Source organism: Monashia sp. HAY1-5C (assembly GCF_056755255.1).
In genome coordinates, this window is record NZ_JBPGXG010000070.1 from 1 (window position 1) to 23298 (window position 23298).

General features: G+C 72.8%; 20 protein-coding genes and 1 pseudogene. 8 read left to right on the forward strand and 13 right to left on the reverse strand.

The features are described from left to right. Positions 1 to 184: pseudogene (locus tag ACR9ZK_RS12085) on the reverse strand (succinate dehydrogenase); the annotation flags it as partial. Positions 185 to 430: 246 nt separating this feature from the next. On the opposite strand from ACR9ZK_RS12085, the gene ACR9ZK_RS12090 reads away from it, so the two are divergent. Further along, positions 431 to 940 (forward strand): DUF4234 domain-containing protein, encoded by a 510-nt coding sequence (locus ACR9ZK_RS12090; RefSeq protein WP_481342165.1) that lies wholly within the window; start codon positions 431 to 433, stop codon positions 938 to 940. Between the two features lie 45 nt (positions 941 to 985). Here the strand turns inward: ACR9ZK_RS12090 and ACR9ZK_RS12095 are convergent, their stop codons facing one another. From ACR9ZK_RS12095 to ACR9ZK_RS12130, 8 genes are all read right to left on the reverse strand, one after another. Further along, the gene (locus tag ACR9ZK_RS12095) at positions 986 to 1741 is read right to left on the reverse strand and encodes a succinate dehydrogenase/fumarate reductase iron-sulfur subunit (RefSeq protein WP_481342166.1); all 756 of its coding nucleotides are present in this window, start codon (positions 1739 to 1741) and stop codon (positions 986 to 988) included. Then, a complete protein-coding gene (locus ACR9ZK_RS12100) occupies positions 1738 to 3660 on the reverse strand; it encodes a fumarate reductase/succinate dehydrogenase flavoprotein subunit (RefSeq protein WP_481342167.1) in 1923 nt (640 codons plus the stop codon). The genes ACR9ZK_RS12095 and ACR9ZK_RS12100 overlap by 4 nt, the downstream gene beginning before the upstream one ends. Next, complete coding sequence (locus tag ACR9ZK_RS12105) at positions 3660 to 4502, reverse strand: hypothetical protein (RefSeq protein WP_481342168.1); 843 nt, start codon at positions 4500 to 4502, stop codon at positions 3660 to 3662. The genes ACR9ZK_RS12100 and ACR9ZK_RS12105 overlap by 1 nt, the downstream gene beginning before the upstream one ends. 126 nt (positions 4503 to 4628) lie before the next feature. After that, a complete protein-coding gene (locus ACR9ZK_RS12110; RefSeq protein ID WP_481342169.1) occupies positions 4629 to 5825 on the reverse strand; it encodes a glycosyltransferase family 4 protein in 1197 nt (398 codons plus the stop codon). A 135-nt stretch (positions 5826 to 5960) separates the two neighbouring features. Continuing rightward, positions 5961 to 6764, reverse strand: a complete 804-nt coding sequence (locus tag ACR9ZK_RS12115) for a GNAT family N-acetyltransferase (protein WP_481342170.1) — start codon at positions 6762 to 6764, stop codon at positions 5961 to 5963. Positions 6765 to 6841: 77 nt separating this feature from the next. Next, the gene (locus tag ACR9ZK_RS12120) at positions 6842 to 7930 is read right to left on the reverse strand and encodes a mannose-1-phosphate guanylyltransferase (RefSeq protein ID WP_481342171.1); all 1089 of its coding nucleotides are present in this window, start codon (positions 7928 to 7930) and stop codon (positions 6842 to 6844) included. Positions 7931 to 8041: 111 nt separating this feature from the next. Continuing rightward, positions 8042 to 9646 carry an ABC transporter permease gene (locus ACR9ZK_RS12125; RefSeq protein ID WP_481342172.1) on the reverse strand — a complete coding sequence of 535 codons (1605 nt, stop codon included), beginning with the start codon at positions 9644 to 9646 and terminating at the stop codon, positions 8042 to 8044. Beyond that, positions 9643 to 10584, reverse strand: a complete 942-nt coding sequence (locus ACR9ZK_RS12130; protein WP_481342173.1) for an ABC transporter ATP-binding protein — start codon at positions 10582 to 10584, stop codon at positions 9643 to 9645. The genes ACR9ZK_RS12125 and ACR9ZK_RS12130 overlap by 4 nt, the downstream gene beginning before the upstream one ends. A gap of 86 nt (positions 10585 to 10670) precedes the next feature. Between ACR9ZK_RS12130 and ACR9ZK_RS12135 the strand changes: the two genes are divergently transcribed. Together ACR9ZK_RS12135 and ACR9ZK_RS12140 are read left to right on the forward strand one after the other, a co-directional pair. After that, positions 10671 to 11168 (forward strand): GbsR/MarR family transcriptional regulator, encoded by a 498-nt coding sequence (locus tag ACR9ZK_RS12135; RefSeq protein WP_481342174.1) that lies wholly within the window; start codon positions 10671 to 10673, stop codon positions 11166 to 11168. A gap of 175 nt (positions 11169 to 11343) precedes the next feature. Next, positions 11344 to 12936, forward strand: a complete 1593-nt coding sequence (locus tag ACR9ZK_RS12140; protein WP_481342175.1) for an acyl-CoA mutase large subunit family protein — start codon at positions 11344 to 11346, stop codon at positions 12934 to 12936. 98 nt (positions 12937 to 13034) lie between these two features. On the opposite strand, the gene ACR9ZK_RS12145 is transcribed toward ACR9ZK_RS12140, so the two are convergent. The 4 genes from ACR9ZK_RS12145 to ACR9ZK_RS12160 all read right to left on the reverse strand — a co-directional run bounded on the left by ACR9ZK_RS12145 (position 13035) and on the right by ACR9ZK_RS12160 (position 16713). Beyond that, positions 13035 to 13958, reverse strand: a complete 924-nt coding sequence (locus ACR9ZK_RS12145; protein ID WP_481342176.1) for a DUF559 domain-containing protein — start codon at positions 13956 to 13958, stop codon at positions 13035 to 13037. A 192-nt stretch (positions 13959 to 14150) separates the two neighbouring features. Beyond that, positions 14151 to 15023 (reverse strand): carbohydrate kinase family protein, encoded by an 873-nt coding sequence (locus ACR9ZK_RS12150; protein WP_481342177.1) that lies wholly within the window; start codon positions 15021 to 15023, stop codon positions 14151 to 14153. Positions 15024 to 15026: 3 nt separating this feature from the next. Further along, positions 15027 to 15980: a pseudouridine-5'-phosphate glycosidase gene (locus ACR9ZK_RS12155; protein ID WP_481342178.1), complete on the reverse strand. Its 954-nt coding sequence runs from the start codon at positions 15978 to 15980 to the stop codon at positions 15027 to 15029. Between the two features lie 19 nt (positions 15981 to 15999). Beyond that, on the reverse strand, positions 16000 to 16713 hold the full coding sequence (locus ACR9ZK_RS12160; RefSeq protein ID WP_481342179.1) for a (2Fe-2S)-binding protein: 714 nt from the start codon (positions 16711 to 16713) through the stop codon (positions 16000 to 16002). Between the two features lie 93 nt (positions 16714 to 16806). Here ACR9ZK_RS12160 and ACR9ZK_RS12165 point away from each other — a divergent pair, with 93 nt between their 5' ends. The 5 genes from ACR9ZK_RS12165 to ACR9ZK_RS12185 form a co-directional block, all read left to right on the forward strand. After that, the gene (locus ACR9ZK_RS12165; protein WP_481342184.1) at positions 16807 to 18048 is read left to right on the forward strand and encodes an amidohydrolase; all 1242 of its coding nucleotides are present in this window, start codon (positions 16807 to 16809) and stop codon (positions 18046 to 18048) included. Positions 18049 to 18302: 254 nt separating this feature from the next. Continuing rightward, positions 18303 to 19367, forward strand: coding sequence for a BMP family lipoprotein (locus ACR9ZK_RS12170; protein ID WP_481342180.1), 1065 nt, complete (start codon positions 18303 to 18305; stop codon positions 19365 to 19367). Between the two features lie 188 nt (positions 19368 to 19555). After that, positions 19556 to 21325 (forward strand): ABC transporter ATP-binding protein, encoded by a 1770-nt coding sequence (locus tag ACR9ZK_RS12175; RefSeq protein WP_481342181.1) that lies wholly within the window; start codon positions 19556 to 19558, stop codon positions 21323 to 21325. Continuing rightward, positions 21322 to 22443: an ABC transporter permease gene (locus ACR9ZK_RS12180; protein WP_481342182.1), complete on the forward strand. Its 1122-nt coding sequence runs from the start codon at positions 21322 to 21324 to the stop codon at positions 22441 to 22443. The genes ACR9ZK_RS12175 and ACR9ZK_RS12180 overlap by 4 nt, the downstream gene beginning before the upstream one ends. Beyond that, a partial coding sequence (locus tag ACR9ZK_RS12185) for an ABC transporter permease (protein WP_481342183.1) occupies positions 22440 to 23298 on the forward strand: 859 nt, incomplete at its 3' end. The genes ACR9ZK_RS12180 and ACR9ZK_RS12185, both read left to right, overlap by 4 nt.

A 23298-nucleotide genomic window follows, 5' to 3' on the forward strand; every position in this document is an offset into this window, starting at 1 on the left:
CGAGGAGGGCGCGCAAGAGCCAGAGGAAACCACCGAACGGCAGGATCGGCGTGAACATGGTGCGCAGGTGGAGCGCGTAGTCGTCGAACGCCTCGACCCCGGCGAAGATCTTGAGGTTGCCGTACATGTGCGCCAGCACGTAGAACACGAAGAGCGCGCCCGAGACCGCCATGAGGATCTTCATGAAGACGGTGGTTCGGCGAGCGGATGCAGGTCTGTTCGATCCCGTCGCCGGGAGAGTGTTTGTCGCCACGGGGGCACCCTATCCCCGCTGTTGAGCGGCCTCGGCCGCCTACCCTCCGGTACGCCGCGAGTGTGACCATTTCCACGAAGCGCCGTGTCGGACGCCGCGCCGGTGTTGCCCCCAAAGCGCTGCGCGAGGCCCCGCCGCTCAGTACCTTCTGCCGGGTCAACTCACATCGGAGGACCCATGACCGAGCCGATCCCGGCCACCGACCACCACCACTCGTTCCCCGCCCCGAGCACCGCGCCGGACTCGTCGGCCACCGTCGCGCCGACGCCCGCTGCCGCGGCGCCCCTGCTGCCCTCGGCCCACCAGTACGCGGGCCCGGGCACCGGCCCCGTCGGCAAGGTGCGCTCCACCGGCGTGTGCATGCTGCTCTGCATCGTCACCCTCGGGGTGTACTCCTGGGTCTGGTACTACCAGACGCACGAGGAGATGAAGCGGCACACGGGTGAGGGCATCGGCGGCGCCCTCGGCCTCGTCATCGCCTTCTTCGCGGGGATCGTGTCGGCGTTCCTGTCGCCTGCCGAGGTCGGACGCCTCTACGAGCGCCGCGGGCAACGGGCGCCGGTCAGCGCCGTCACCGGGCTGTGGGCCGTGCTCGGGGTCTTCGTCCTCGTCGGTCCCATCGTGTGGTTCGTCAAGACCAACGGGGCCCTCAACGCGTACTGGCGCTCGCTGGGCGCCCAGGGCTGACCCGACGACCGGGCACGGGTCGAGACCTCGGGCCTCGACCCGTGCTCAGGTCCTGCGTCGGCCGATCTTCGAGCCGAGCCAGACGAGGGGGTCGTAGCGCCTGCCCACGACGCGCTCCTTCATCGGGATGATCGCGTTGTCGGTGATCCGGATGTGCTCCGGGCAGACCTCCGTGCAGCACTTCGTGATGTTGCACATCCCGATGCCCTGCTCGTCGCGGGCGCGGTCGGCGCGGTCGTGCCGGGCGTCGAGCGGGTGCATGTCGAGCTCGGCCGCCCGGATGAGGAAGCGCGGCCCGGCGAACGCCTCCTTGTTGTCCTCGTGGTCGCGCAGGACGTGGCACGTGTTCTGGCAGAGGAAGCACTCGATGCACTTGCGGAACTCCTGCGAGCGCTCGACGTCGACCTGCTGCATCCGGTAGTCGCCCGGCGCGACGCCCTCCGGTGGGGCGAAGGCCGGGATCTGCCGTGCCTTCTCGTAGTTGAACGACACGTCGGTGACGAGGTCGCGGATGACGGGGAAGGCCCGCATCGGGGTCACGGTCACCGTCTCGGTCTCGCTGAACGTCGACATGCGCGTCATGCACATCAGCCGGGGGATGCCGTTGACCTCGGCGCTGCACGAGCCGCACTTGCCGGCCTTGCAGTTCCACCGGACGGCGAGGTCGCCCGACTGGGTGGCCTGGAGCCGGTGGATGACGTCGAGGACGACCTCGCCCTCGTTGACCTCGACGGTGTAGTCGACGAGCTCGCCACCGTCGGCGTCGCCGCGCCACACCCGGAACGCCGCGTCGTAGGTCATGACCCGCTCCCGTCCGTCGGCTGACCGGTGGCCCCGATGCCCGCGAGCTCGGCAGGCGTGAGGTACTTGGCCAGCTCGTCGCGCTCGAAGAGGGCCAGCAGGTCCTCGCGCATCGCCGGCATCGGCTGCTCGTCGACGCGTATGCCCTCACCCTCGACCGAGCAGATGAGGTTGCGGGCGCGCCAGTGCGGGTCCATGTCCGGGTAGTCGTCGCGCGTGTGGCCGCCGCGGGACTCCTGACGCAGCAGGGCCGCCCGCGCGACGCACTCGCTCACCGCGAGCATGTTGCGCAGGTCGAGAGCGAGGTGCCAGCCGGGGTTGAACTGTCGGTGGCCCTCGACCGTCAGGTGCCCGGCCCGCTCCTTCAGCTCCTCGAGCTTCGTGAGCGCCGTCTCGATCTCCTCGGCCTTGCGGATGATGCCGACGAGGTCGTTCATCGTCTGCTGCATCTCCTGGTGGAGGGTGTACGGGTTCTCGCCGCCCTCCTCCTCGAAGGGGGCGAGCGCGGTGGCGGCCGCGGCGTCGACCGCCGACTGCGGGGCGACCGGTCGGGCCTCGCCGAGCTGCCGGACGTAGGCGGCCGCACCGGCCCCGGCGCGCGCCCCGAAGACGAGCAGGTCGGACAGGGAGTTGCCGCCGAGGCGGTTCGACCCGTGCATGCCCCCGGAGACCTCACCTGCGGCGAAGAGGCCGGGAACCCGGGCGGCGGCAGCGCTGTCGGGGTCGACCTCGACACCGCCCATGACGTAGTGGCACGTCGGGCCGACCTCCATCGCCTCCCGGGTGATGTCGACGTCGGCGAGCTCCTTGAACTGGTGGTGCATCGACGGCAGCTTCTTGAGGATCTCCTCGGGGCTGCGCCGCGACGCGATGTCGAGGAACACGCCACCGTGGGGCGAGCCGCGCCCGGCCTTCACCTCCGAGTTGATCGCACGCGCGACCTCGTCGCGGGGGAGCAGCTCGGGCGGGCGCTTGTTGTTGTCCGGGTCGGTGTACCAGCGGTCGCCCTCCTCCTCCGTCTGGGCGTACTGCCCCCGGAAGACGTCGGGCACGTAGTCGAACATGAAGCGCCTGCCCTCGGAGTTCTTGAGCACCCCGCCGTCGCCACGCACGGACTCGGTGACGAGGATGCCCTTGACGGAGGGCGGCCAGACCATCCCCGTCGGGTGGAACTGGACGAACTCCATGTTGACGAGCGTCGAGCCGGCGCGCAGCGCCAGGGCGTGGCCGTCCCCGGTGTACTCCCACGAGTTCGAGGTCACCTTGAAGGACTTGCCGATGCCGCCGGTGGCGAGCACGACTGCCGGTGCGTTGAACCGGACGAAGCGCCCTGACTCGCGGAAGTAGCCGAAGGCTCCGGCGACGGCACCGCGCTCGTCCTGGAGCAGGTCGGTGATCGTGACCTCCGCGAAGACCTTGAGGTGGCTCTCCGGGTCGCCCGACGCGCGCTGGTCGTCCTGCTGGAGGGAGACGATCTTCTGCTGCATCGTGCGGATCAGCTCGAGGCCGGTGCGGTCACCGACGTGCGCGAGGCGGGGGTACTCGTGGCCGCCGAAGTTGCGCTGGCTGATGCGCCCGTCGGGGGTGCGGTCGAAGAGCGCGCCGTACGTCTCCAGCTCCCAGACGCGGTCGGGGGCCTCCTTGGCGTGCAGCTCGGCCATCCGCCACGAGTTGAGGAACTTGCCGCCGCGCATCGTGTCGCGGAAGTGCACCTGCCAGCTGTCCCTGCTGTTGACGTTGCCCATGCTCGCGGCGATGCCGCCCTCGGCCATGACGGTGTGCGCCTTGCCGAACAGCGACTTGCAGATGATCGCGGTGCGCAGGCCGGCCTCGCGGGCGGCGATGGCGGCCCGCAGGCCCGCCCCGCCGGCACCGACGACGAGGACGTCGTAGTGGTGGGTCTCCAGCTCGGCGGCCATCAGTTGTAGAACCTCAGATCGGTCAGGGCCCCGGACGCGACCAGGGCGATGTAGAGATCGGTGATCATCAGGGTGCCCAGGGTGATCCAGGCCAGCTGCATGTGGCGGGTGTTGAGCCGCGACACGACGGTCCACGCGCGGTAGCGCATGGGGTGCTTCGAGAAGTGCTTGAGCCGGCCGCCCATGAGGTGGCGACACGAGTGGCACGACAGCGTGTAGAGCCACAGGAAGGCCACGTTGACGAGCATCACGACCGTGCCGAGGCCCACCCCCACCCCGCCGTCCTTGCCGTGCAACCCGTCGAAGGCGTCCAGCGTGTTCATGGCCGACACGACGACGGCGGCGTAGAAGAAGTAGCGGTGGGCGTTCTGGAGGATGAGCGGGAAGCGTGTCTCGCCCGTGTACGTCGCGTGCGGCTCGGCGACGGCGCAGGCGGGTGGCGAGAGCCAGAACGCCCGGTAGTACGCCCTGCGGTAGTAGTAGCAGGTGAGCCGGAAGCCGAGCAGGATCGGCAGGAGGAAGAAGGCGTACGGCACGAGGGGTGGCATCTCACCGATCCAGGTGCCGAGGTGCCGCGCCTCGGGGTGGCACGAGGCCGTCACGCAGGGGGAGTAGAACGGCGTCAGGTAGTGGTAGGTCGCCACGAAGTAGTCGCGCTGCATCGAGGTGCGGACGAGGGCGTAGAGCAGCCAGATGACGATGAGCGTGAAGGTGACCGCCGGCGGGAGCCACCAGCGGTCGGTCCGCAGCGTCCGCGCGCCGATCCGGGCCCTGCCCGGCGAGCCGACGCCACCGGCGACGGACCCTCCGCTCGAAGCCGGGTCGAGCCTCGTGTCACTCATCGTGCGAACCTCCACCGTCGTTGGTCGGGCGCCGTCCTCACTCTAGTGTCACGTGCGTCACATCCGGGTGATGGCGGCCCATCCGTGTCGGTCCGCCTCAGGTACGCCGCTCGGACTCCGGCGCGCTCACGCGGCCGGGTGGACGACCGCGCGCCGGGTTGCGTCGCGGGAGGTGACCGCCGTCGTGTAGTGCTCGAGGAGCCGCCCGACCAGCGACCCCCACGAGCGGTTTCGGACGAGGTCGTGTCCGCGCCGCCCGAGGTCCTCGGCGTGGGCGGGCGAGGCGAGCACGCGGCCGACCTGCCTGCGCAGTGACCCGGGCTCAGCGGGGTCGAAGAGGTAGCCGTTGAGCCCGTCGGTCACGAGGTCGATCGGGCCTCCGGCCCGCGGTGCGACGACGGGCAGGCCGCTGGCGCCGGCCTCCTGGATGGTCTGGCCGAAGGTCTCCGCGCTCCCGGTGTGCACGAAGACGTCGAGGCACGCGTACGCCCGGGCGAGGTCGTCGCCGTGCCGGGGCCCGAGCAGGACGGGTGGCCGGTTCGGGCGGCGAGCGGATGCCGCGACCGCCTCGGTGAGCGCGGTGCCGACGGCAGTCCGGGACGGTCCGTCGCCCACGACGACGAGGCGGGTGCCCGGCAGGTCGGCGAGCTCGGCGAGACGCTCGACCTCCTTCTCCGGGGCGAGCCGGCCGACGTAGCCGACGAGGCGTTCGCCGTCCGGCGCCAGCTCGCGACGCAGCGCGCGGGTCAGGGCGTCGGCGCGCCAGGCCGGGTTGAACAGCTCGGCGTCGACGCCGCGGCCCCAGACCACCGTGCGCGGCACGTCCTGCTCGCGCAGCTGGTCGAGGGCCGCGCTCGACGGGGCGAGCGTCAGGTCCGCCCAGCCGTGGATCCGGCGGATCCAGCGCCACGTCGTCGCGGCCGCCGCTGCGCCCGCGGGCCCGGGCGTGTGCTGCCGGACGTAGGCCGCCATGTCGGTCTGGAAGACGGCGACCGCCGGGAGGTCCAGCGCGCGGGCCGCGGCCAGACCGCGGGCGCCGAGGACGAACGGGCTGGCGACGTGCACGACGTCGGGACCGAAACCCGCGAGGAGGCGCTCGATCTCGGGCACGGGCAGGCCGACGTCGAACTGGCGCACCGGCAGCGACGCGACGCGGTGGACGGTCGCACCCTCGAACTGGGACGGCCCGAGCTCGCGTGAGCGGGGTGCGATGACGACGACCTCGTCACCACGGCGGCGCAGCTGCTCGACGACGCGGCAGACGCTCGTCGTGACGCCGTTGACGCTCGGCAGGAACGACTCCGTGACGATCGCGATGCGCACGCCACCACGGTCGCGGTCCGGCGGGCCCGCCGGGCGACGCGCTGACGTGGGTCGGGTGACGACTGGGTGACGACCTCGTGCCGGAGACCGCCTCGACGGCTCGTGTCGGCTCCCTCGACGGGTTCTGGCCGGGTTCTACGGCTTGACCCAGCACGTCCAGCGGACGAGGCGCAGGTAGCCGAGCCGCTCGTACACCGGCTGGCCGGCGTCGCTCGCGACGAGCGCCGCCGGCTGCCCGGGCCAGGCCGTCGTGGCCGCCCACGTCAGGGCCGCGCCGGCGCCACGGCCGCGGGCCGACGGCAGGACCGCGACGTTCTCGACGACGGTCAGCCCGGCCGCCGAGTGCGCGGCCGACGTCGCCGCCGGCTCGCCGTCGACGTAGCCGACGAAGATCCGCGTCCTGCCGTCGACGACCTCCGGACGGTAGAAGTCACCGGGCGGCAGCTGGGCCATGTCCGGCATCGGGTAGCCCTCGACGAGAACGCGCTGGGCGTCGGCGAGGGCGACCGGGTCGGTGGCCTCGCGCACGTCGACGGTCGAGACCGGCGGCTCGGTGACGGTCGACGTCGGGCGGAGCATGAACGGGGGGTGCCCGACGAGCCCCAGCCCGTGCGCCGCGAGGTCTGGGGCCGGGAAGGGGCTCACGAGGATGGCCGACGCGTCGGGCCCGTAGGTCGCGACGACGCCGGCGGCGAGCGCACCCCAGTCGTCGGGTGGACGCGTGACGATCGCCCAGTTGAGCATCGCCGAGGCGCCACCCCCCATGCCCGCGGAGAAGCTGTCGGCGTCGACGAAGCGCCCGCGCGCCGCCGTCGTCAGGGCGCGGGCCCATGACACGTGCGCGTCGATGCCCTGGCGCACGAGGGAGTCGGCGGGGTCGAGGTCGCGCTCCCAGCCCGTCGTCAGGTACTCGCCCTCGTCGGGCAGCATCGAGGTCATGGCTCCACTGTCGCGCCTCCCGGCTCACCACGGGCGGGTTCGCTGTGACAGGGCCGGCGCGGACGCCGCGAGGTGAGTCAGGTGAGGTCGGTGCGCCCGCGGGCGGTGAGCTCCTCGACGATCCGCTTGACGTCCTGGGCGCGCTCCGGTCGGGTGATGAGGAGGGCGTCCTGGGTGTCGACGACGACGAGGTCCTCGACGCCGATGAGGGCCACGAGACGGCCTCCGGTGGCGACCGTCGCCGTGGAGTCGATGCTGAGGATGTCGTCGGAGGGCCCGATCGCGGTGATGCCCGGCACGTCGCTCGACGCGTCGACGAGATGGGTCAGGGAGGCGAAGTCCCCGACGTCGTCCCAGCCGAGCGCCGCCGGCACGACGGCGACCCGCCCCGCGGCGGCGGCCGGCTCGGCCACGGCGTGGTCGATGGCGATCTTCTGGAGTCCGGGCCAGAGGTCGCGCATGCGACGCGGGTCCGCCGCGATGATCCGGAGGTGGTCCACCATGTCGGCGTGGTTCTCTGCGAGCAGCTCGAGCAGGGTCGTGGCGCCGACGACGAACATCCCTGCGTTCCAACGGTACTCGCCGGTCTCGAGGTAGCGGCGTGCGGTGTCGGCGTCCGGCTTCTCGACGAAGTCGTCGACACGGTGGGCGCTCGGTGCACCCGCGACGGCCAGCGGTGCACCGAGTCGGATGTAGCCGAATCCGGTTGCCGCGTGGGTGGGTTCGATGCCGATGGTGACGAGCTCGCCCTCCCGCGCGACGGCGACGGCCTCGCGGACCGCGCGCTCGAAGGCGTCCGTGTCGGCGATGACGTGGTCGGCGGCGAACGACCCGAGCACGGCCTCCGGGTCACGCCGCTCGAGGATCGCGGCGGCGAGGCCGATCGCCGGCATCGAGTCGCGCGGCGAGGGCTCCCCGACGACCGCGTCGTGCCCGAGCATCGGCAGCTGCGCCCGGACGGCGTCCTCGTGCGCGATGCCCGTCACGACGAGCATCTGCTCGCCGACGAGCGGCTGGAGCCGGTCCCACGTGGCGCGCAGGAGCGACTGTCCGGACCCGGTGAGGTCGTGGAGGAACTTGGGGGACTGGCGGCGCGAGATCGGCCAGAGCCGCGTGCCGGACCCGCCGGCGGGGATGACGGCCCAGAAGCCGGGGATCGCACTCATGGGGGACACCGTACCGATGGGCAGCCAGGTGGCCGAGCGGGTCCGAGCCCCGCCCGGCCCCGGCCCGACCACGGCCCGACACGCGCCGGCGCCCGCCCGGGCGGGTGACGCTCAGCCGATGTCGCGCCGCCGCAGGGCGCCCAGCCCGAGGCCCGCGACGGCCACCGCGACCCCGGTGAGCAGGACGAGGGGCAGGACCCGCAGCTCGTCGGCCGGCATCGAGGGCACGTGACCGAACGGCGACAGGTCGGTCATCCACGGGGGCAGGCCGAGGACGAGGACGAGCTCGCCGAGGAGCAGGAAGACGACGAGGGCCGCCCACGCGAGACCGGTGAGCCGCGGGGCGGCCCCGACGAGCAGCATCGCGACGGCGACGCAGACCCAGATGGCCGGGACGGTGACGAGCGCGGCCGCGACCAGGCGGCCGACGGAGCCGGCGCCGTCTCCGGCGGTCCGGCCGGCCGCCAGACCGGCGGTCAGGCCGAGGAGCCCCATCGCCCCGGCGGTGGCCACGGACGCGAGGAGCAGGTGCGAGAGGGCCCAACGGGTCCGCGTCGCCCCGGTCGCGAGCAGCGCCTCGGCGCGCAGCGCGGCCTCCTCCGTGTGCAGCCGGGTCACGAGCGAGATGCCCATCGCGGCGACGGCGTAGGCGGCGATGTGCAGCTCGGTCGCGAAGAAGGCGTCGGCCATCGAGCTGTCCTGGCCCGTGGCACCGGCGAGCTTCTGCAGGAGCTCGCGCGTCGACCCGGACGAGTCCAGCGACTGGACGCTCGTCGCGATCGAGCCGACGACCGAGCCGAGGACGACGACGCTGACCGACCAGCCGACGAGGGTCCCCCGCGCGAGACGGGCCGTCAGGCCCCCGACGGACCGCATCGACCCGCGGGCCCGCCCCGGTCGGCTCGGCAGGATCCCGGCACCGAGGTCGCGGCGCTCGCGCAGCCGGAACGCCGCACCGACGAGGACGACGAACGCGGCGAGGCCGAGCCACAGCGGCCGGAGGTCGTCGGCGCCGTAGGGCGACACACGCTCGCCCCAGCCCAGGGGTGAGAGCCACACGAGGAACCGCGCCGGGCTGCCTTCCGCGGCGGTGTCGCCGAGTGCCCGCAGCACGAAGGCGACGCCGAGTGCCCCCAGCGAGATCGCCGCCGTGCCCCGCGTCGTCTCGGTCAGCTGGGCCGCGACGGCGGTGATGCCCACCCAGGACAGGCCCATGACGGCCCACGCCACGGCGAACGCGAGCGAGCCCCGTCCGTCGAGGCCGACGCCGGCGAGGGCGGCGGCGCTGAGCACGGCCGTGGCGACCACGGCCCCGGCGCCGAGCGCGACCGCGGCCGTCAGCGGTGCGCGGCGCTCGACGGCCCCGGCGCCGAGCAGCTCGAGCCGGCCCGCCTCCTCCTCGGTGCGGGTGTGCCGGCGCACGACGATGTAGGCGAGCAGGCACACGAAGACGCCGCCGAGCAGGATCGTCTTGAACACCGCGAAGGAGTCGAGGCTCAGGCTCGTGGCCGGGCCGTAGAGCGCGACCGTCGCCGGGCTGTCGATGATCGGTCGGAAGACCGACAGGGCGCCGGCGAGGGTCGGGTAGAGGTCGAGCGTCGCCCGGGCCGACCCCGCAGCGAACCCGGTGAGGGCGAGGACGCTCACCGGCACGAGGACCCGGTCGCGCCGGGACGCCAGGCGAAGCAGCGAGCCCGTTCCGGTGAGGGCGCTCATCGCGGCGTCGCCACCCCGGCCGGTGTCCCGTCGGCGCGGACCCCGGCAGCGCTGGGCCGGTACTGCTCCATGAAGAGCTCCTCGAGCGTCGGGGGGGCGCTGGTCAGGGCCGTGATCCCGTGGCTGCCGAGCAGCGCCAGCAGCGCGCCGAGGTGGGCGCTCTCGACGCTGCACGAGACGTGGCCGTCGGACACCACGACGTCGGAGACGCCGTCGAGGGCGGCGAGTCGGGCCGGGTCCGCCGGCCGGTCGAGCGTCGCCTCGACCCGCGTCCGGGACAGGTGCCGCAGCTGGGCCAGGGTCCCGGACTCGACGTTGCGTCCCTCGCGGATGATGCTGACGCGGTCGCACAGCGACTCGACCTCCGACAGGATGTGGCTGCTCAGCAGGACGGTGCCACCGGCAGCGCGGAACTCGCGGACCGCGTCCTTGAAGACGGCCTCCATCAGCGGGTCGAGACCCGAGGTGGGCTCGTCGAGGACGAGCAGCTCGACGTCGGAGGACAGCGCGGCGACCAAGGCGACCTTCTGCCGGTTGCCCTTGGAGTACGAGCGGCCCTTCTTCGTCGGGTCGAGGTCGAAGCGGGCGAGCATGTCGGCGCGCCGCCGCTCGTCGATGCCACCGCGGAGCCGGGCGAGCAGGTCGATGACCTCCCCGCCGGTGAGGTTTGGCCAGAGGGCGACGTCGCCGGGGACGTAGGCCAGACGCCGGTGCAGCGTCTCGACGTCGCGCCAGGGGTCCCCGCCGAGCAGCGACGCGCGACCGGCGTCGGCGCGCAGCAGGCCGAGGAGGATCCGGATCGTCGTCGACTTGCCGGCGCCGTTGGGACCGAGGAACCCATGGATCTCGCCGGCGGACACCTCGAGGTCGAGGCCGTCGAGGGCGACGACGTGGCCGAACGTCTTGCGGAGGTCGTGGACCTCGATCGCCGTGGTCATGCCATCGACAATACACAGGATTCACGATTTACTGAATGTTATGGCGGATGGTTAGGGTGAAGGCCCGACGACCGAAGGAGCGGTGGATGACCGAGCGCGACGAACGAGCGGTCGCCGCCTACGTCGAGCGGTTCGGCAACGTCCTCACCGAGGCCGGCATGCCAAGGCTCGCGTCCCGCGTCTTCGCCCAGCTGCTGGCCGACGAGGACGGACGCATGACCGCGCTCGAGCTCACCGAGGCCCTCGACGTCAGCCCCGCAGCCGTGTCGGGTGCCGTCCAGTACCTGACCCAGACCCACCTCATCGGCAAGGAGCGCGAGCGTGGCTCGCGTCGCGACGTCTACGTCGTGCACCTCGACGCGTGGCACGAGGCGATGCTGAGCCGCGACCGGCTGCTCGGTCAGATGGAGGCCTCGGTCCGGGCCGGGCTCGAGGCCGTCGGCGGGGTCGACAGCGCGGCCGGTCGGCGCCTCGCCCTGTCCGTCGAGTTCCTCGACCACGTCGCGCAGGAGATGGCCGGCATGCACGAGAGCTGGGAGCGGCGCCGGGCGCAGGTCGCGGCGCAGTGGCCGACCGAGGCGTGAGCCGCCCGAGCGTGAGCCGCCCGACGTGTGAGCCGCCCGACGCGTGAGCCGCCCGGCGCCTGAGGGGTCCCCAGCGCCTACGGCAGGCCGGACGCACCTGCCGGGGACGTGAGATCGACAACGTCGGGGCCCCGACGGACCCGTACGCGCCGGGCCCGTGGCTACGCTCGGCACCATGGCTGAAAGCACCGGCGCGCGCTCCGAGTCCGACCTGCCCATCGAGCCCGTGTACGACGCGTCGGCGCTGGCGGGGTGGGACCCGGCGGCCAAGCTGGGCGCGCCGGGGGGCTACCCGTTCACGCGGGGGGTGTACCCGTCGATGTACACCGGACGGCCGTGGACGATGCGCCAGTACGCCGGGTTCGGCACCGCCAAGGAGAGCAACGAGCGCTACCACCAGCTGGTGCAGGCCGGCACCGGTGGGCTGTCGGTGGCCTTCGACCTGCCCACGCAGATGGGCTATGACTCCGACGAGCCGATCGCGCACGGCGAGGTCGGCAAGGTCGGGGTGGCCATCGACAGCCTGGAGGACATGCGGGTTCTGTTCGACGGGCTGCCGCTGGACAAGATCTCCACGTCGATGACGATCAACGCGCCGGGCTCGACGCTGCTGCTGCTCTACCAGCTGGTCGCCGAGGAGCAGGGCGTGCCCGGCGACGCGCTGACCGGCACGATCCAGAACGACGTGCTCAAGGAGTACATCGCCCGCGGCACCTACATCTACCCGCCGCGCGAGTCGCTGCGCCTGGTCGCGGACGTGTTCGCCTACTGCCAGCGGGAGCTGCCGCGCTGGAACACCATCTCGATCAGCGGCTACCACATGGCCGAGGCCGGCGCGACGCCGGTGCAGGAGATCGCCTTCACCCTGGCCAACGCGATGGAGTACGTCCGGGCCGCGCAGGCCGCCGGCCTGGCCGTGGACGACTTCGCGCCGCGGCTGTCGTTCTTCTTCGTGGCGCGCACGACGCTGCTGGAGGAGGTGGCCAAGTTCCGGGCGGCCCGCCGGATCTGGGCCCGGATCATGAAGGAGCAGTTCGGCGCGGCGAACCCCAAGTCGATGATGCTGCGGTTCCACACGCAGACCGCCGGGGTGCAGCTGACCGCCCAGCAGCCGGAGGTCAACCTCGTCCGGGTCGCGCTGCAGGGCCTCGGGGCGGTGCTGGGCGGCACCCAGTCTCTGCACACCAACAGCTTCGACGAGGCCATCGCGCTGCCGACCGAGAAGGCGGCCCGGCTCGCGCTGCGCACCCAGCAGGTCATCGCGTACGAGACCGACGTGACCAAGACCGTCGACCCGTTCGCCGGCTCCTACGTCATCGAGTCGATGACCGACCAGATCGAGGCCGCCGCGCTCGAGCTCATCGGCCAGGTCGAGGACCGCGGCGGGGCGGTCGCCGCGATCGAGCAGGGCTTCCAGAAGTCCGAGATCGAACGCTCCGCCTACCGGGTCCAGCTGCAGATCGACGACGGGGAACGGACCGTCGTCGGGGTCAACCGGTTCACCCTGGAGCAGGAGGAGCGCTACGAGCCGCTGCGGGTCGACCCGCAGATCGAGGTCGAGCAGCGCGAACGGCTCGCCGCGCTGCGCGCCGGCCGGGACCAGACCGCGGTCGACGCCGCCCTGGCCCGGCTGCAGGAGGCCGCCCGCGGCACCGACAACGTCCTCTACCCGATGAAGGAGGCGCTGGCCGCCCGCGCCACCGGCGGCGAGGTCGCCCACGCCCTGCGCCAGGTGTGGGGCACCTACCAGCCCCGCGAGACCTTCTGACCCGCCGACCTCCTGCCCACGCCCAGCCCACGACGCCGCGCCCACCCCGCCGTTATCCGCCGGGCCGGGTGGCCGGAACGAACCCGGTTCACGCCTCCTCAGGCGCCTTGGACCCGGTTGGTTCCGGTCACTCGTCCCGAGCGCAGGCGACGCACGCCCTGGGCCCGCCGCAGGGCGACCGCGTCCTCGAGGACACGTCTGACGACCCCCGGCTCGAACATGACCTGCTCCCACGTGAACCGCAGCACGAGCCAGCCGCGGACGACGAGGCCGTTGTAGCGCCGGCAGTCCCGGTCGAAGGCCCCGCGCTCGACGTGGAACTCATGGCTGTCGGCCTCGAGGACGATCCGCAGAGCCTCGTCCGCGAGGTCGACCCGGGCGTAGAAGTCCTCGTACCGGATCCGCGTCTGGGGTTCGACGACGAGCCCCGGCACGTCGAGGGCGATCGCCCGCAGCGACGACTCGAACGGACCGGCTGCTCGAGCATCCGACGCAGCGACGACGCGTGCCACCCGGTCCCGCTGGCGCCGGGGGAGCCAGGCGCTGCGGGCCAGGACCTCCCGCGGCCCCAGGCCCGAGCGACGCGCGGAGTCGGCCACCGACAGCGCGTCCGCGAACGGCAGGTCCACGCAGCAGTCGATGAGGGTGCGGACCGGCGTCGTCACCCAGCCGTCGGCGACGTCGTCGGCGTCGAGGTCGCGCCAGTGCACGGTCACGCCCTCGGACGCGCCCGCCACCAGGCTTCGCTTGGCCCGCACGGTGACATGCGGCTCCGGCGGCGCCATCCGCACCTTCCAGCCCCAGTGCAGCGCCGCCGTCGTGTGCGATGCGGCTCCGCTGAGCCGGAGGGCGGCCGCGCGGGACGCGTCGGTCCCGGCCAGGCAGTAGCGGCCCCGTGACGTGCGCACCACGACGCCGGCGTCGAGGGCCGCGTCGACGTGTCGCCAGTGCACCACGGACAACCGCAGCTGCCGACGGGTCGCCGTACCGCCGAGCCGAACCAGAGCCTTGACCGCGCGCATGCGCCGATGCTGCCTCCCGGAGTCGATGCCGCGAGCGCGTCCTCCACAGGGTCCGGTGGCCGGATCGAACCTCGGAAACGCGCCCTGGGAGCCGTTCGGCCGGTTCGGTCCGGCCACCCGGCCCGCCGGCGGACGAGAAGTTGCGCGGTGAGCCGCGCGAGAGGGCGGGGTCAGGGGAGCAGACGGGTGGGGTCAGCGGGGCCGGGCCCCGAGGCCCTGGCACGCGGACGAGCCCGCCTCGACGCCGGCGCGCAGCGCGGCCGCGCGCGAGCCGCCGCTCAGCCACACCGACAGGAGGCCGGCGTTGAAGGCGTCCCCGGCTCCGGTGGCATCGACGTGCTCGACCAGGGGCGCCTCGACCGCCTCGTCGGTCCCCTCGCCGACCCACCGGGCCCCCGACGCGCCGTCGGTCGCGACGACCTCCCGCACCCGGGCGAGCACCCGCTCGAACCCGCCGAGCGCCGCGAGCTCGGAGGCGTTGGGCAGGAGCAGGTCGACGCCGTCGACCCACGACAGGAAGGCCTCGGCGCCTTCCCGGTCGACGAGAGCCGACGCCTGGGGGTCGACCGAGACGCTCCAACCGAGGTCGCGGGCCTGCCGCAGCGCCTCGAGCCCGCCGTCCCGTGACCCGCGGTCGAGCAGGACGTAGCCGGACAGGTGCAGGTGCGGCGGCTCGCGGTCGTCGTGGGGCAGGTCGGCGAGCCACACGTCGTCGGGACAGAAGGCGCGGTTCGCGCCGCGGTCGGGCAGCATCGTCCGCTCGCCGTCCGCATCGAGCAGCACGGTGACGACGCACGTGGGCAGCACCGGGTCGACGGCGAAGGCCGTGCGCACGTGCCGCTCGGCGAGGTCCGCGGCGACGGCGCGGGCGGCGAGGTCGTTGCCGACACGGGCCACCACGGTGACCGGCATGCCGGCCCACGCGAGCCACGCGGCCGAGTTGCCACCGGCGCCACCCGGCACGAGCCGCACCGACGAGGGCGTGTCGGTCCCCCACCGGATCGGCCCACCGGGTGCCGTGATGACATCGAGCCCGACGTCACCGACGACGACCACCGACCGCATCGGTCAGGCCCCCGCACCCGGTCGAGACAGCCGGGCGACGTGGGCTGCCACCTCGCCGGCCAGGCGCGCGTTGGCGAGGACGAGCTCGACGTTGGCGCGCAGGGACTCGCCACCCGAGCTGTCGTGGAAGTACTCGAGCAGCCGGGGCGTCACGTCCTTGCCGTGCACGCCCTCCCGCTCGAGGACCGCGAGGCCCTCGGCCACCAGGCGGTCGTGCAGGCCGCGGTCGACCTGGCGGTCCTCGGGGAGCGGGTTGGCCAGGACCACGCCGGCCCGGTCGGTGCCGAGGCGGTCGCGGGCGGCGACGACGCGCGCCGCCTCCTCGGGCGTCTCGACGCGCCACGGCACGCGGTGCCCGGAGTCGGACAGGTAGAAGCCCGGGAACGCGTCGGTCCGGTAGCCGAGGACCGGCACCGACAGCGTCTCGAGGTACTCGAGCGTGCCCGCGACGTCGAGGATCGACTTGACCCCCGCGCAGACGACGAGGACCGGCGTCGACGCGATGACGCCGAGGTCGGCCGACACGTCGAAGGTCTCGGACGCGCCGCGGTGCACCCCGCCGAGGCCACCGGTGGCGAAGACGCGGATGCCCGCGAGGTGCGCGAGGGCCGAGGTCGAGGCCACGGTCGTGGCGCCGGTGCGCCCGAGGGCGGCGGCGACGCCGACGTCGCGCACCGACAGCTTCGCGACGTCGGGCTCGGTGCAGACCCGTTCGACCTCGGCCGGACCCAGGCCGACGTGCACGACCCCGTCGAGCACCGCGATCGTCGCGGGCACGGAGCCGCCGGCGCGCACCGCGTCCTCGATCCGTGCGGCCACCTCGACGTTGTCCGGGTGCGGCAGCCCGTGCGCGAGGATCGTCGACTCCAGGGCGACGACGCCGCGGCCCGCGTCGAGCGCCTCCCGGACCTCCTTCCGGACGACGAACAGGTCGGGCGATGGGGTCCGGTACGGCATGGCCACACCCTAGTTCGGGCTATCGACGGTGCGACGGGGATCCGCCGCGCGGGCACGCCGCGCACTCGCGCATCCCCGGCAGCGCGTAGATGAAGCAGCACGAGACCCGCCGCGGTTCCGGCCCGGTCGTCCGCCCGGCCGCACCGGTGGCGAGCCGTGACGCCGTGACCCACACGTCCTCGACGACGCCCCAGCGCTGCCGCGAGCCCATCCGCACCTCGGGCGCGAACCCGGCGACGACGTCGTGGACGAGGGCGTCGTAGCGGCTGCGGGCGAGCGCCGCACGATCCTCGGCGTCGGGTTCGGTCGTGACGACGACGTGCTGCGGGTCGACGACGATCCGGTGCGGGTTCAGACCCGGCGCGAGCTCGAACCCGAGCCCGGCGGCCTCGGGTGCGAGCACCCACGGCCCGAGGGCGGCCGCGAAGGCGAGCGGCGTCGCGGCCACCTCGCACCACCACTGGAGCACGAACGCCGCAGGCACGTGCGGGGCGACGGGAACGCCATGACGCCGTGTCATCTGCGTGCGCAGCGCGTCGCGCCACGGCGCGAGAGGGTCCGCGCCGGCGCGGGCGTGGGCGAGGACGTCGGCGCACCACGTCGTCGCGGGCGAGGCCTCGGGCGTGACGGTCGTGAACGGCAGGGAGTCGTCGACCCGACGCAGCACCTCCCCGACGTCGACCGGGGCCGGCTCGCCCGGCACCGCCGACGCCTCCGCCGCCCGTCCGTCCACGCCGCCTCCTGCCGGTCCTCGTCGGGGTGAGGCCCACGCCGACTCTCCCCGGATGCCGGGGAGGGTCCATCCTCTCGCTACAATCCCGTGCTCGTGACCGACGCCGCGCTCCCGCTGCCCTTCGACGCCATCGGGCGCGTCGTCGAGGAGCACGTGGCCGAGCTCATCGCGTTCCGTCGCGACCTGCACGCCCACCCCGAGCTCGGGCGCGGCGAGGTCCGCACCACCGCGGCGGTGGCCGAGCGTCTCGAGGACGCCGGCATCCGGATGCGCCGGCTCCGGGGCACCGGCCTGGTCGCCGACCTCGGAGCCGCCGACCCCGTGCAGCGGGTCGCGCTCCGGGCCGACCTCGACGCCCTGCCGATCCGCGAGACCACCGGGCTGGAGTTCGCCTCCGGCACCGACGGCGTCAGCCACTCGTGCGGCCACGACGTGCACACGACGGCCCTGCTCGGCGCCGCTCTCGCGCTCAAGCAGGTCGAGGCACGCCTCATCGCGGCTCGCGTCGGCGCACGCCTCGTCTTCCAGCCGGCCGAGGAGCTGATGCCCGGCGGCGCCGAGGACGTCGTGGCCCAGGACGGTCTCGTCGGCGTCGACCGGATCTTCGCGCTCCACTGCGACCCCGGCCTCGACGCCGGCCAGGTGGGGCTGCGCGTCGGCGCCATCACGGCGGCGGCCGACCAGGTCGAGGTCACCCTGAGCGGACGTGGTGGACACACGTCGCGGCCGCACCTGACCCAGGACCTCACGTACGCGCTGGCCAAGGTCATCACCGACGTGCCCGCCGTCCTGTCGCGACGGCTCGACCCCCGTGCCGGCGCGGCGCTCGTCTGGGGCTCGGTCCACTCCGGCGGCGCGCACAACGTCATCCCCTCCTCGGGCAAGGTCGGCGGCACGCTGCGGATGCTCGACGCGAGCATCTGGGACGGCGTCGAGCGGCTCCTCGAGGAGGTCGTCCACGGCGTCGTCGCACCGTACGCGGTGCACGCCGACGTGACGATCACCAAGGGTGTCCCGCCGGTCGTCAACGACGCCGGCTGCATCGACGCGCTGACCGCCGCGGTCACGGGCGCAGGGGCCTTCGTCGCGTCGACGCCGCAGTCGCTCGGCGGCGAGGACTTCGCCTGGTACCTGACGCACGTCCCCGGCGCCATGGCGCGGCTCGGCACGCGGACGCCCGGTGGCCCGACGTACGACCTGCACCGGGGCGACCTCGTCGTCGACGAGGCCGCCATCGCCATCGGTGCGCGGACCCTGGCCGGGGTCGTCTTCTCCGCGGCCTCCGGGCGCGGAGTCGAGACCGACCGGCCCCGCCGCCTCGGCCTGGCCCGCTGAGGACGTCGGCGACCCGGGCGACCCGGGCGACTCTTGCGACCCGGCGGCCTCGCCGGAGACGCCCGGTCGGTTCGGACCCATCGCACAGCCGGCGCCCGGTGTCCTGTCGATCTCACGTCGGAGCGGTCGCGGATCGGTAACACTTCCTGCGACTTGCGTCGAGCCGCGCAGAACGTTGCCCACCCGGGTCTACAGTTCCGTGCTATCTGGGCCGATGTCGTCGTCGGCTCGTCGATATTCCTAAGGAGCAACCCTTGCGTCACGCAACGAAGGCCGCGGCTGTCGTGGCCGCCGCCGCTCTCGGCCTCGCGGCCTGCGGCAGCAGCACCGGCAACACGACGTCCCCCGGCAGCACGGGCGGCGGGTCCACCGGCTCCGCCGGTGGCGGCACGCTCAAGATCGGCATGGCCTACGACGTGGGTGGCCGCGGGGACCAGTCGTTCAACGACGCCGCCGCTGCCGGCCTGGACAAGGCCAAGTCCGAGCTCGGGGCCGACACCAAGGAGGCCTCGGCGGTCAACGGCGAGCCCGAGTCGGCACGCAAGGAGCGCCTGCAGCAGCTCATCGACGCCGGCTACACGAACATCGTGGCCGTCGGCTTCGCGTACGCCAAGGCCGTCGGGGAGACCGCCAAGGCCAACCCCGACGTCAAGTTCGCCATCGTCGACGACGCCTCGCCCGACTCGGCCGGCCCGAACGTCGAACAGATCACCTTCGCCGAGGAGCAGGGCTCCTTCCTCGTCGGTGCGGCCGCCGCCCTCAAGACCAAGACGAACCACATCGGCTTCATCGGCGGCGTCCAGACCGACCTCATCAAGAAGTTCGAGGCGGGCTACGAGGCCGGCGCCAAGGCCGTCAAGCCGGACATCAAGATCGACGTCAAGTACCTGACGCAGCCGCCGGACTTCTCGGGCTTCAACTCCGTCGACAAGGGCAAGGCCGCGGCCGACGGCATGTACCAGGGCGGCGCCGACGTCGTCTACCACGCGGCCGGCGGCTCCGGCGGCGGCGTCTTCACGGCGGCCAAGGCGGCCGGCAAGTGGGCCATCGGTGTCGACTCCGACCAGGCCAAGACCGCTCCGGCCGACGTCCGCGACGTCATCCTGACCTCGATGATCAAGAAGGTCGACGTCGGTGTCTTCGACTACATCACCTCGGTGAAGAACGGCACCTTCAAGGCCGGCAACAAGATCTTCGACCTCAAGGCCGGCGGCGTCGACTACGCCACGACCGGTGGTCACATCGACGACATCAAGAGCAAGCTCGACGACTACAAGCAGAAGATCATCTCGGGCGAGATCACCGTCCCGAAGTCCTGATCTGCTGGGCTCACAGGGGCCGCGGCCGTAGCGGCCGGCCCTCCCGGGCGGCCCGGGCGGCGCGTGCGCGTCGTCCGGGCCGTCGCATCTTCCGGAGTTCACCCCCCGGCACGTCGCGGGTTGTTAGGTTCGCAGGTGCTGGTTCAATACTCGATCGACGCCCGCGTCGACGCGGGCCCGCATGAGGAGTGTGTGTCATCGTCACCAACGAGTCCGTGACCGGGGGCGAGCCCGGCGAGCCTCCGCAGGCCGTCCACCGCGGTACCCCCGCCGTCCGGCTCGAGGGCATCACCAAGCGCTTCCCGGGCGTCGTCGCCAACAAGGACATCGCGCTCACCGTCGACAAGGGCACGGTCCACGCGATCGTCGGCGAGAACGGCGCCGGCAAGTCGACGCTCATGAAGATCCTCTACGGGGTCCAGCAGCCCGACGAGGGCACCATCGAGGTCGACGGCCAGGTGCGCCAGCTGCGCTCGCCCGCCGACGCCATCGCCGTGGGCATCGGCATGGTGTTCCAGCACTTCCAGCTCGCCGACAACCTCACCGTGCTCGAGAACGTCGTCCTCGGGGCCGAGAAGCTGCACGGTATCGGCGACGCCGCGCGCGCCAAGATCCGCGAGATCTCCGAGGCCTACGGCCTCGGCGTGCGCCCGGACGCGCTCGTCGCCGACCTCGGCGTCGGCGCCCGCCAGCGCATCGAGATCCTCAAGGTCCTCTACCGCGGCGCGCGCATCATCATCCTCGACGAGCCCACCGCGGTCCTCGTGCCGCAGGAGGTCGACGAGCTCTTCGACAACCTGCGTGAGCTGAAGTCCGAGGGCCTGACGGTCGTGTTCATCTCGCACAAGCTCGACGAGGTGCTCAAGGTCGCCGACGCCATCACCGTCATCCGGCGCGGCACCACCGTCGCCGAGGTCGACCCGACGGGCGTGACGCCGCGCCAGCTCGCCGAGCTCATGGTCGGGTCCGAGCTGCCGTCGCCCTCGACCGAGGAGTCCACGGTCACCCAGACGCCGGTCCTGACCATCGAGAACACCTCGCTCGCCGACCCCGCGGGCGGCCGCGACCTGCTCGACTCCATCGACCTGACGATCCACGCCGGCGAGGTCGTCGGCATCGCCGGCGTCGAGGGCAACGGCCAGGCCGAGCTCGTCGAGGTCATCATGGGCATGCGCGAACCCTCGAGCGGGCGCATCCTCCTCGGCGACGTCGACATCTCCGACTGGCAGGTCCGCGAGATCCGGGAGGCCGGCATCGGCTACATCCCCGAGGACCGCCACCGTCACGGGCTGCTCCTCGAGGCGCCGCTCTGGGAGAACGTCATCCTCGGCCACCAGACCGAGGGCATCAACGTGACCGGTCCCGGCGGCATCCTCGTCAACGCCGGCGGCGCCAAGCGCGAGACCCAGACGATCGTCGAGCAGTTCGACGTGCGGACGCCCTCGATCGACGTCACGTCCGGCTCGCTGTCGGGCGGCAACCAGCAGAAGCTCATCATCGGCCGCGAGATGCGCCGCAACCCGCGCGTCCTCGTCGCCGCCCACCCGACCCGCGGCGTCGACGTCGGCGCGCAGGCGGCGATCTGGGACCACATCAAGGCGGCCCGCCGCGAGGGCCTCGGCGTCCTGCTCATCTCGGCCGACCTCGAGGAGCTCGTCGGCCTGTCCGACACCATCCGCGTCATCCTCCGCGGACGCCTCTCCGGCGAGTTCGACCCGGACGTCGTCACCCGCGAGGAGCTCGGCGCGGCCATGACGGGCGCGCACTCGCCCGCCGGCGCCGAGGCCGCGCACGGTGCGAGCGCCGATGCGACCGTGGGCGCCACGGCGGACTCCACGGTGGACTCCACGGTGGACTCCACGGCCGACCCCACGGCGGACGGCCCTGCGGATCCGACCTGGGCAGCGTCGACCCACGAGCTCGATGCCGGCACCGACGACGAGGGGAAGACCCGATGAGCACCCGCCTCGACGCCCGCCGTCTCCTCATGGGAGCCGCGGCGCCGCTCCTGTCGATCGTCGTTGCGGTCGTCGTGACGACGATCATCCTGCTCGTCGCGGGTGACCCGGTCGGCGCGGTGTGGGCCCAGCTGTTCAAGGTGCCGCTGCCGCGCCAGGTGATCGCCATCATCAACGGCGCGACCGTCTACTACCTCTCGGCGATCGCGGTGGCCATCGGCTTCCGGATGAACCTGTTCAACATCGGCGTCGACGGCCAGTACCGCGTCGCCTCGTTCGCCGCAGCGCTCTTCGCGGGCCAGGGCTACCTGCCGGGCTGGCTCAACATCATCGTCGCGCTCGTCGTGGCCATGGCCTCGGGAGCCGTGTGGGCCGGCATCGCCGGCCTGCTCAAGGTGACCCGCGGGGTGTCGGAGGTCATCTCGACGATCATGCTCAACGCCATCGCGACCTTCCTCGTCGCGTTCCTGTTGAGCAAGACCGCGCAGCGGGTCCAGGGCAGCAACGCCACGAACACCAAGCCGCTGCCCGAGGACTCCCGCGTCCCCGGCATCTCCCTCGACGGCATCATCGCGACGCCGAGCAAGGTCTACGGCCTCGTCGTCCTCGCGATCCTCGTCGGCATCCTCTACTGGTTCGTCATCAACAAGACCCGGTTCGGCTTCGACCTGCGTGCGACCGGCCGCAGCGAGTCCGCGGCCATCGCGAGCGGGGTCAAGGTCAAGCGGATGGTGCTGACCTCCATGCTCATCTCGGGCGGGGCGGCGGGGCTCGTCGGCATGCCGTTGCTCTTCGGCCAGGACTACGTCTACGGCGACACGGTCCAGGCCGGTCTCGGCTTCGCCGGCATCGCCATCGCCCTCCTCGGTCGCAACCACCCGGTCGGCATCGCGTTCGCCGCCCTGCTGTGGGCCTACCTCGACGGGCAGGGCAACGGCCTGCAGATCAGCGCGGGCGTCAGCGACCGTCTCGTGCTCGTCATCCAGGGAGTCATCGTGCTGTCGGTCGTCATCGCGTACGAGGTCGTGCGCCGCGCGAACGTCCGCCTGGAGCAGCGCCGCGTCGCCACCGAGCTCGCCCGGCAAGCCGCCGCCCGGACGGAAGGAGTCCGGGTATGAGCGCCCCGGTCTTGACCGAGACAGCCCCGGCCACCGCCCCGGCGGCCCCGCGCACCGGCCGGCCGCGCTGGTTCTGGGCGGCGATCGTCGTCGGCGCCCTTCTCGTCGTCTCGACGGTGCGGGTCGTCACCGGCGCCAACGACATCGACTCCTCCGGCGCGCTCATGGCCGCCATCGGTCTCGCAGTGCCCATCGGCCTGGCCGGTCTGGGCGGCCTCTGGAGCGAGCGGGCCGGCGTCGTCAACATCGGTCTCGAGGGCATGATGGTCCTCGGCACGTGGGGTGGGGCCTTCTTCGGCTTCCACTACGGCCCGTGGGCCGGCATCCTCGGCGCGATCCTCATGGGCGTCGTCGGGGGCGCCATCCACGCCCTCGCGACGGTGGTCTTCGGGGTCGACCACATCGTCTCCGGCGTCGCGATCAACCTCCTCGGCACCGGTGCCGGCGCCTACCTCGCGGTGCGCACCTTCACCGGCCTGCCGGGTGGCGGTCCGACGCAGTCGCCACCGCTGCACCAGCTGCCGTTCCTGTCGGTCCCCGGTGTCTCGGACCCGCTGCTGAGCCTCGAGCAGAGGCACTGGTGGCTGCTGTCCGACCTCGCGTCGGTGCTGCGGGCCCTGACGACCAACCTCAACATCCTCACCGTCATCGCCGTGCTCCTCCTGGTCGTCACATGGTGGGTCATGTGGCGCACCGCCTTCGGTCTGCGGCTGCGGTCGTGCGGGGAGTCGCCGGTCGCCGCCGAGTCCCTCGGCATCAGCGTGTACCGCTACAAGTTCTCCGCCGTCCTCGTCTCCGGTGGGCTCGCGGGCCTCGCGGGCGGCTTCCTCGTCCTCGTCGCCAGCAACCTCTACC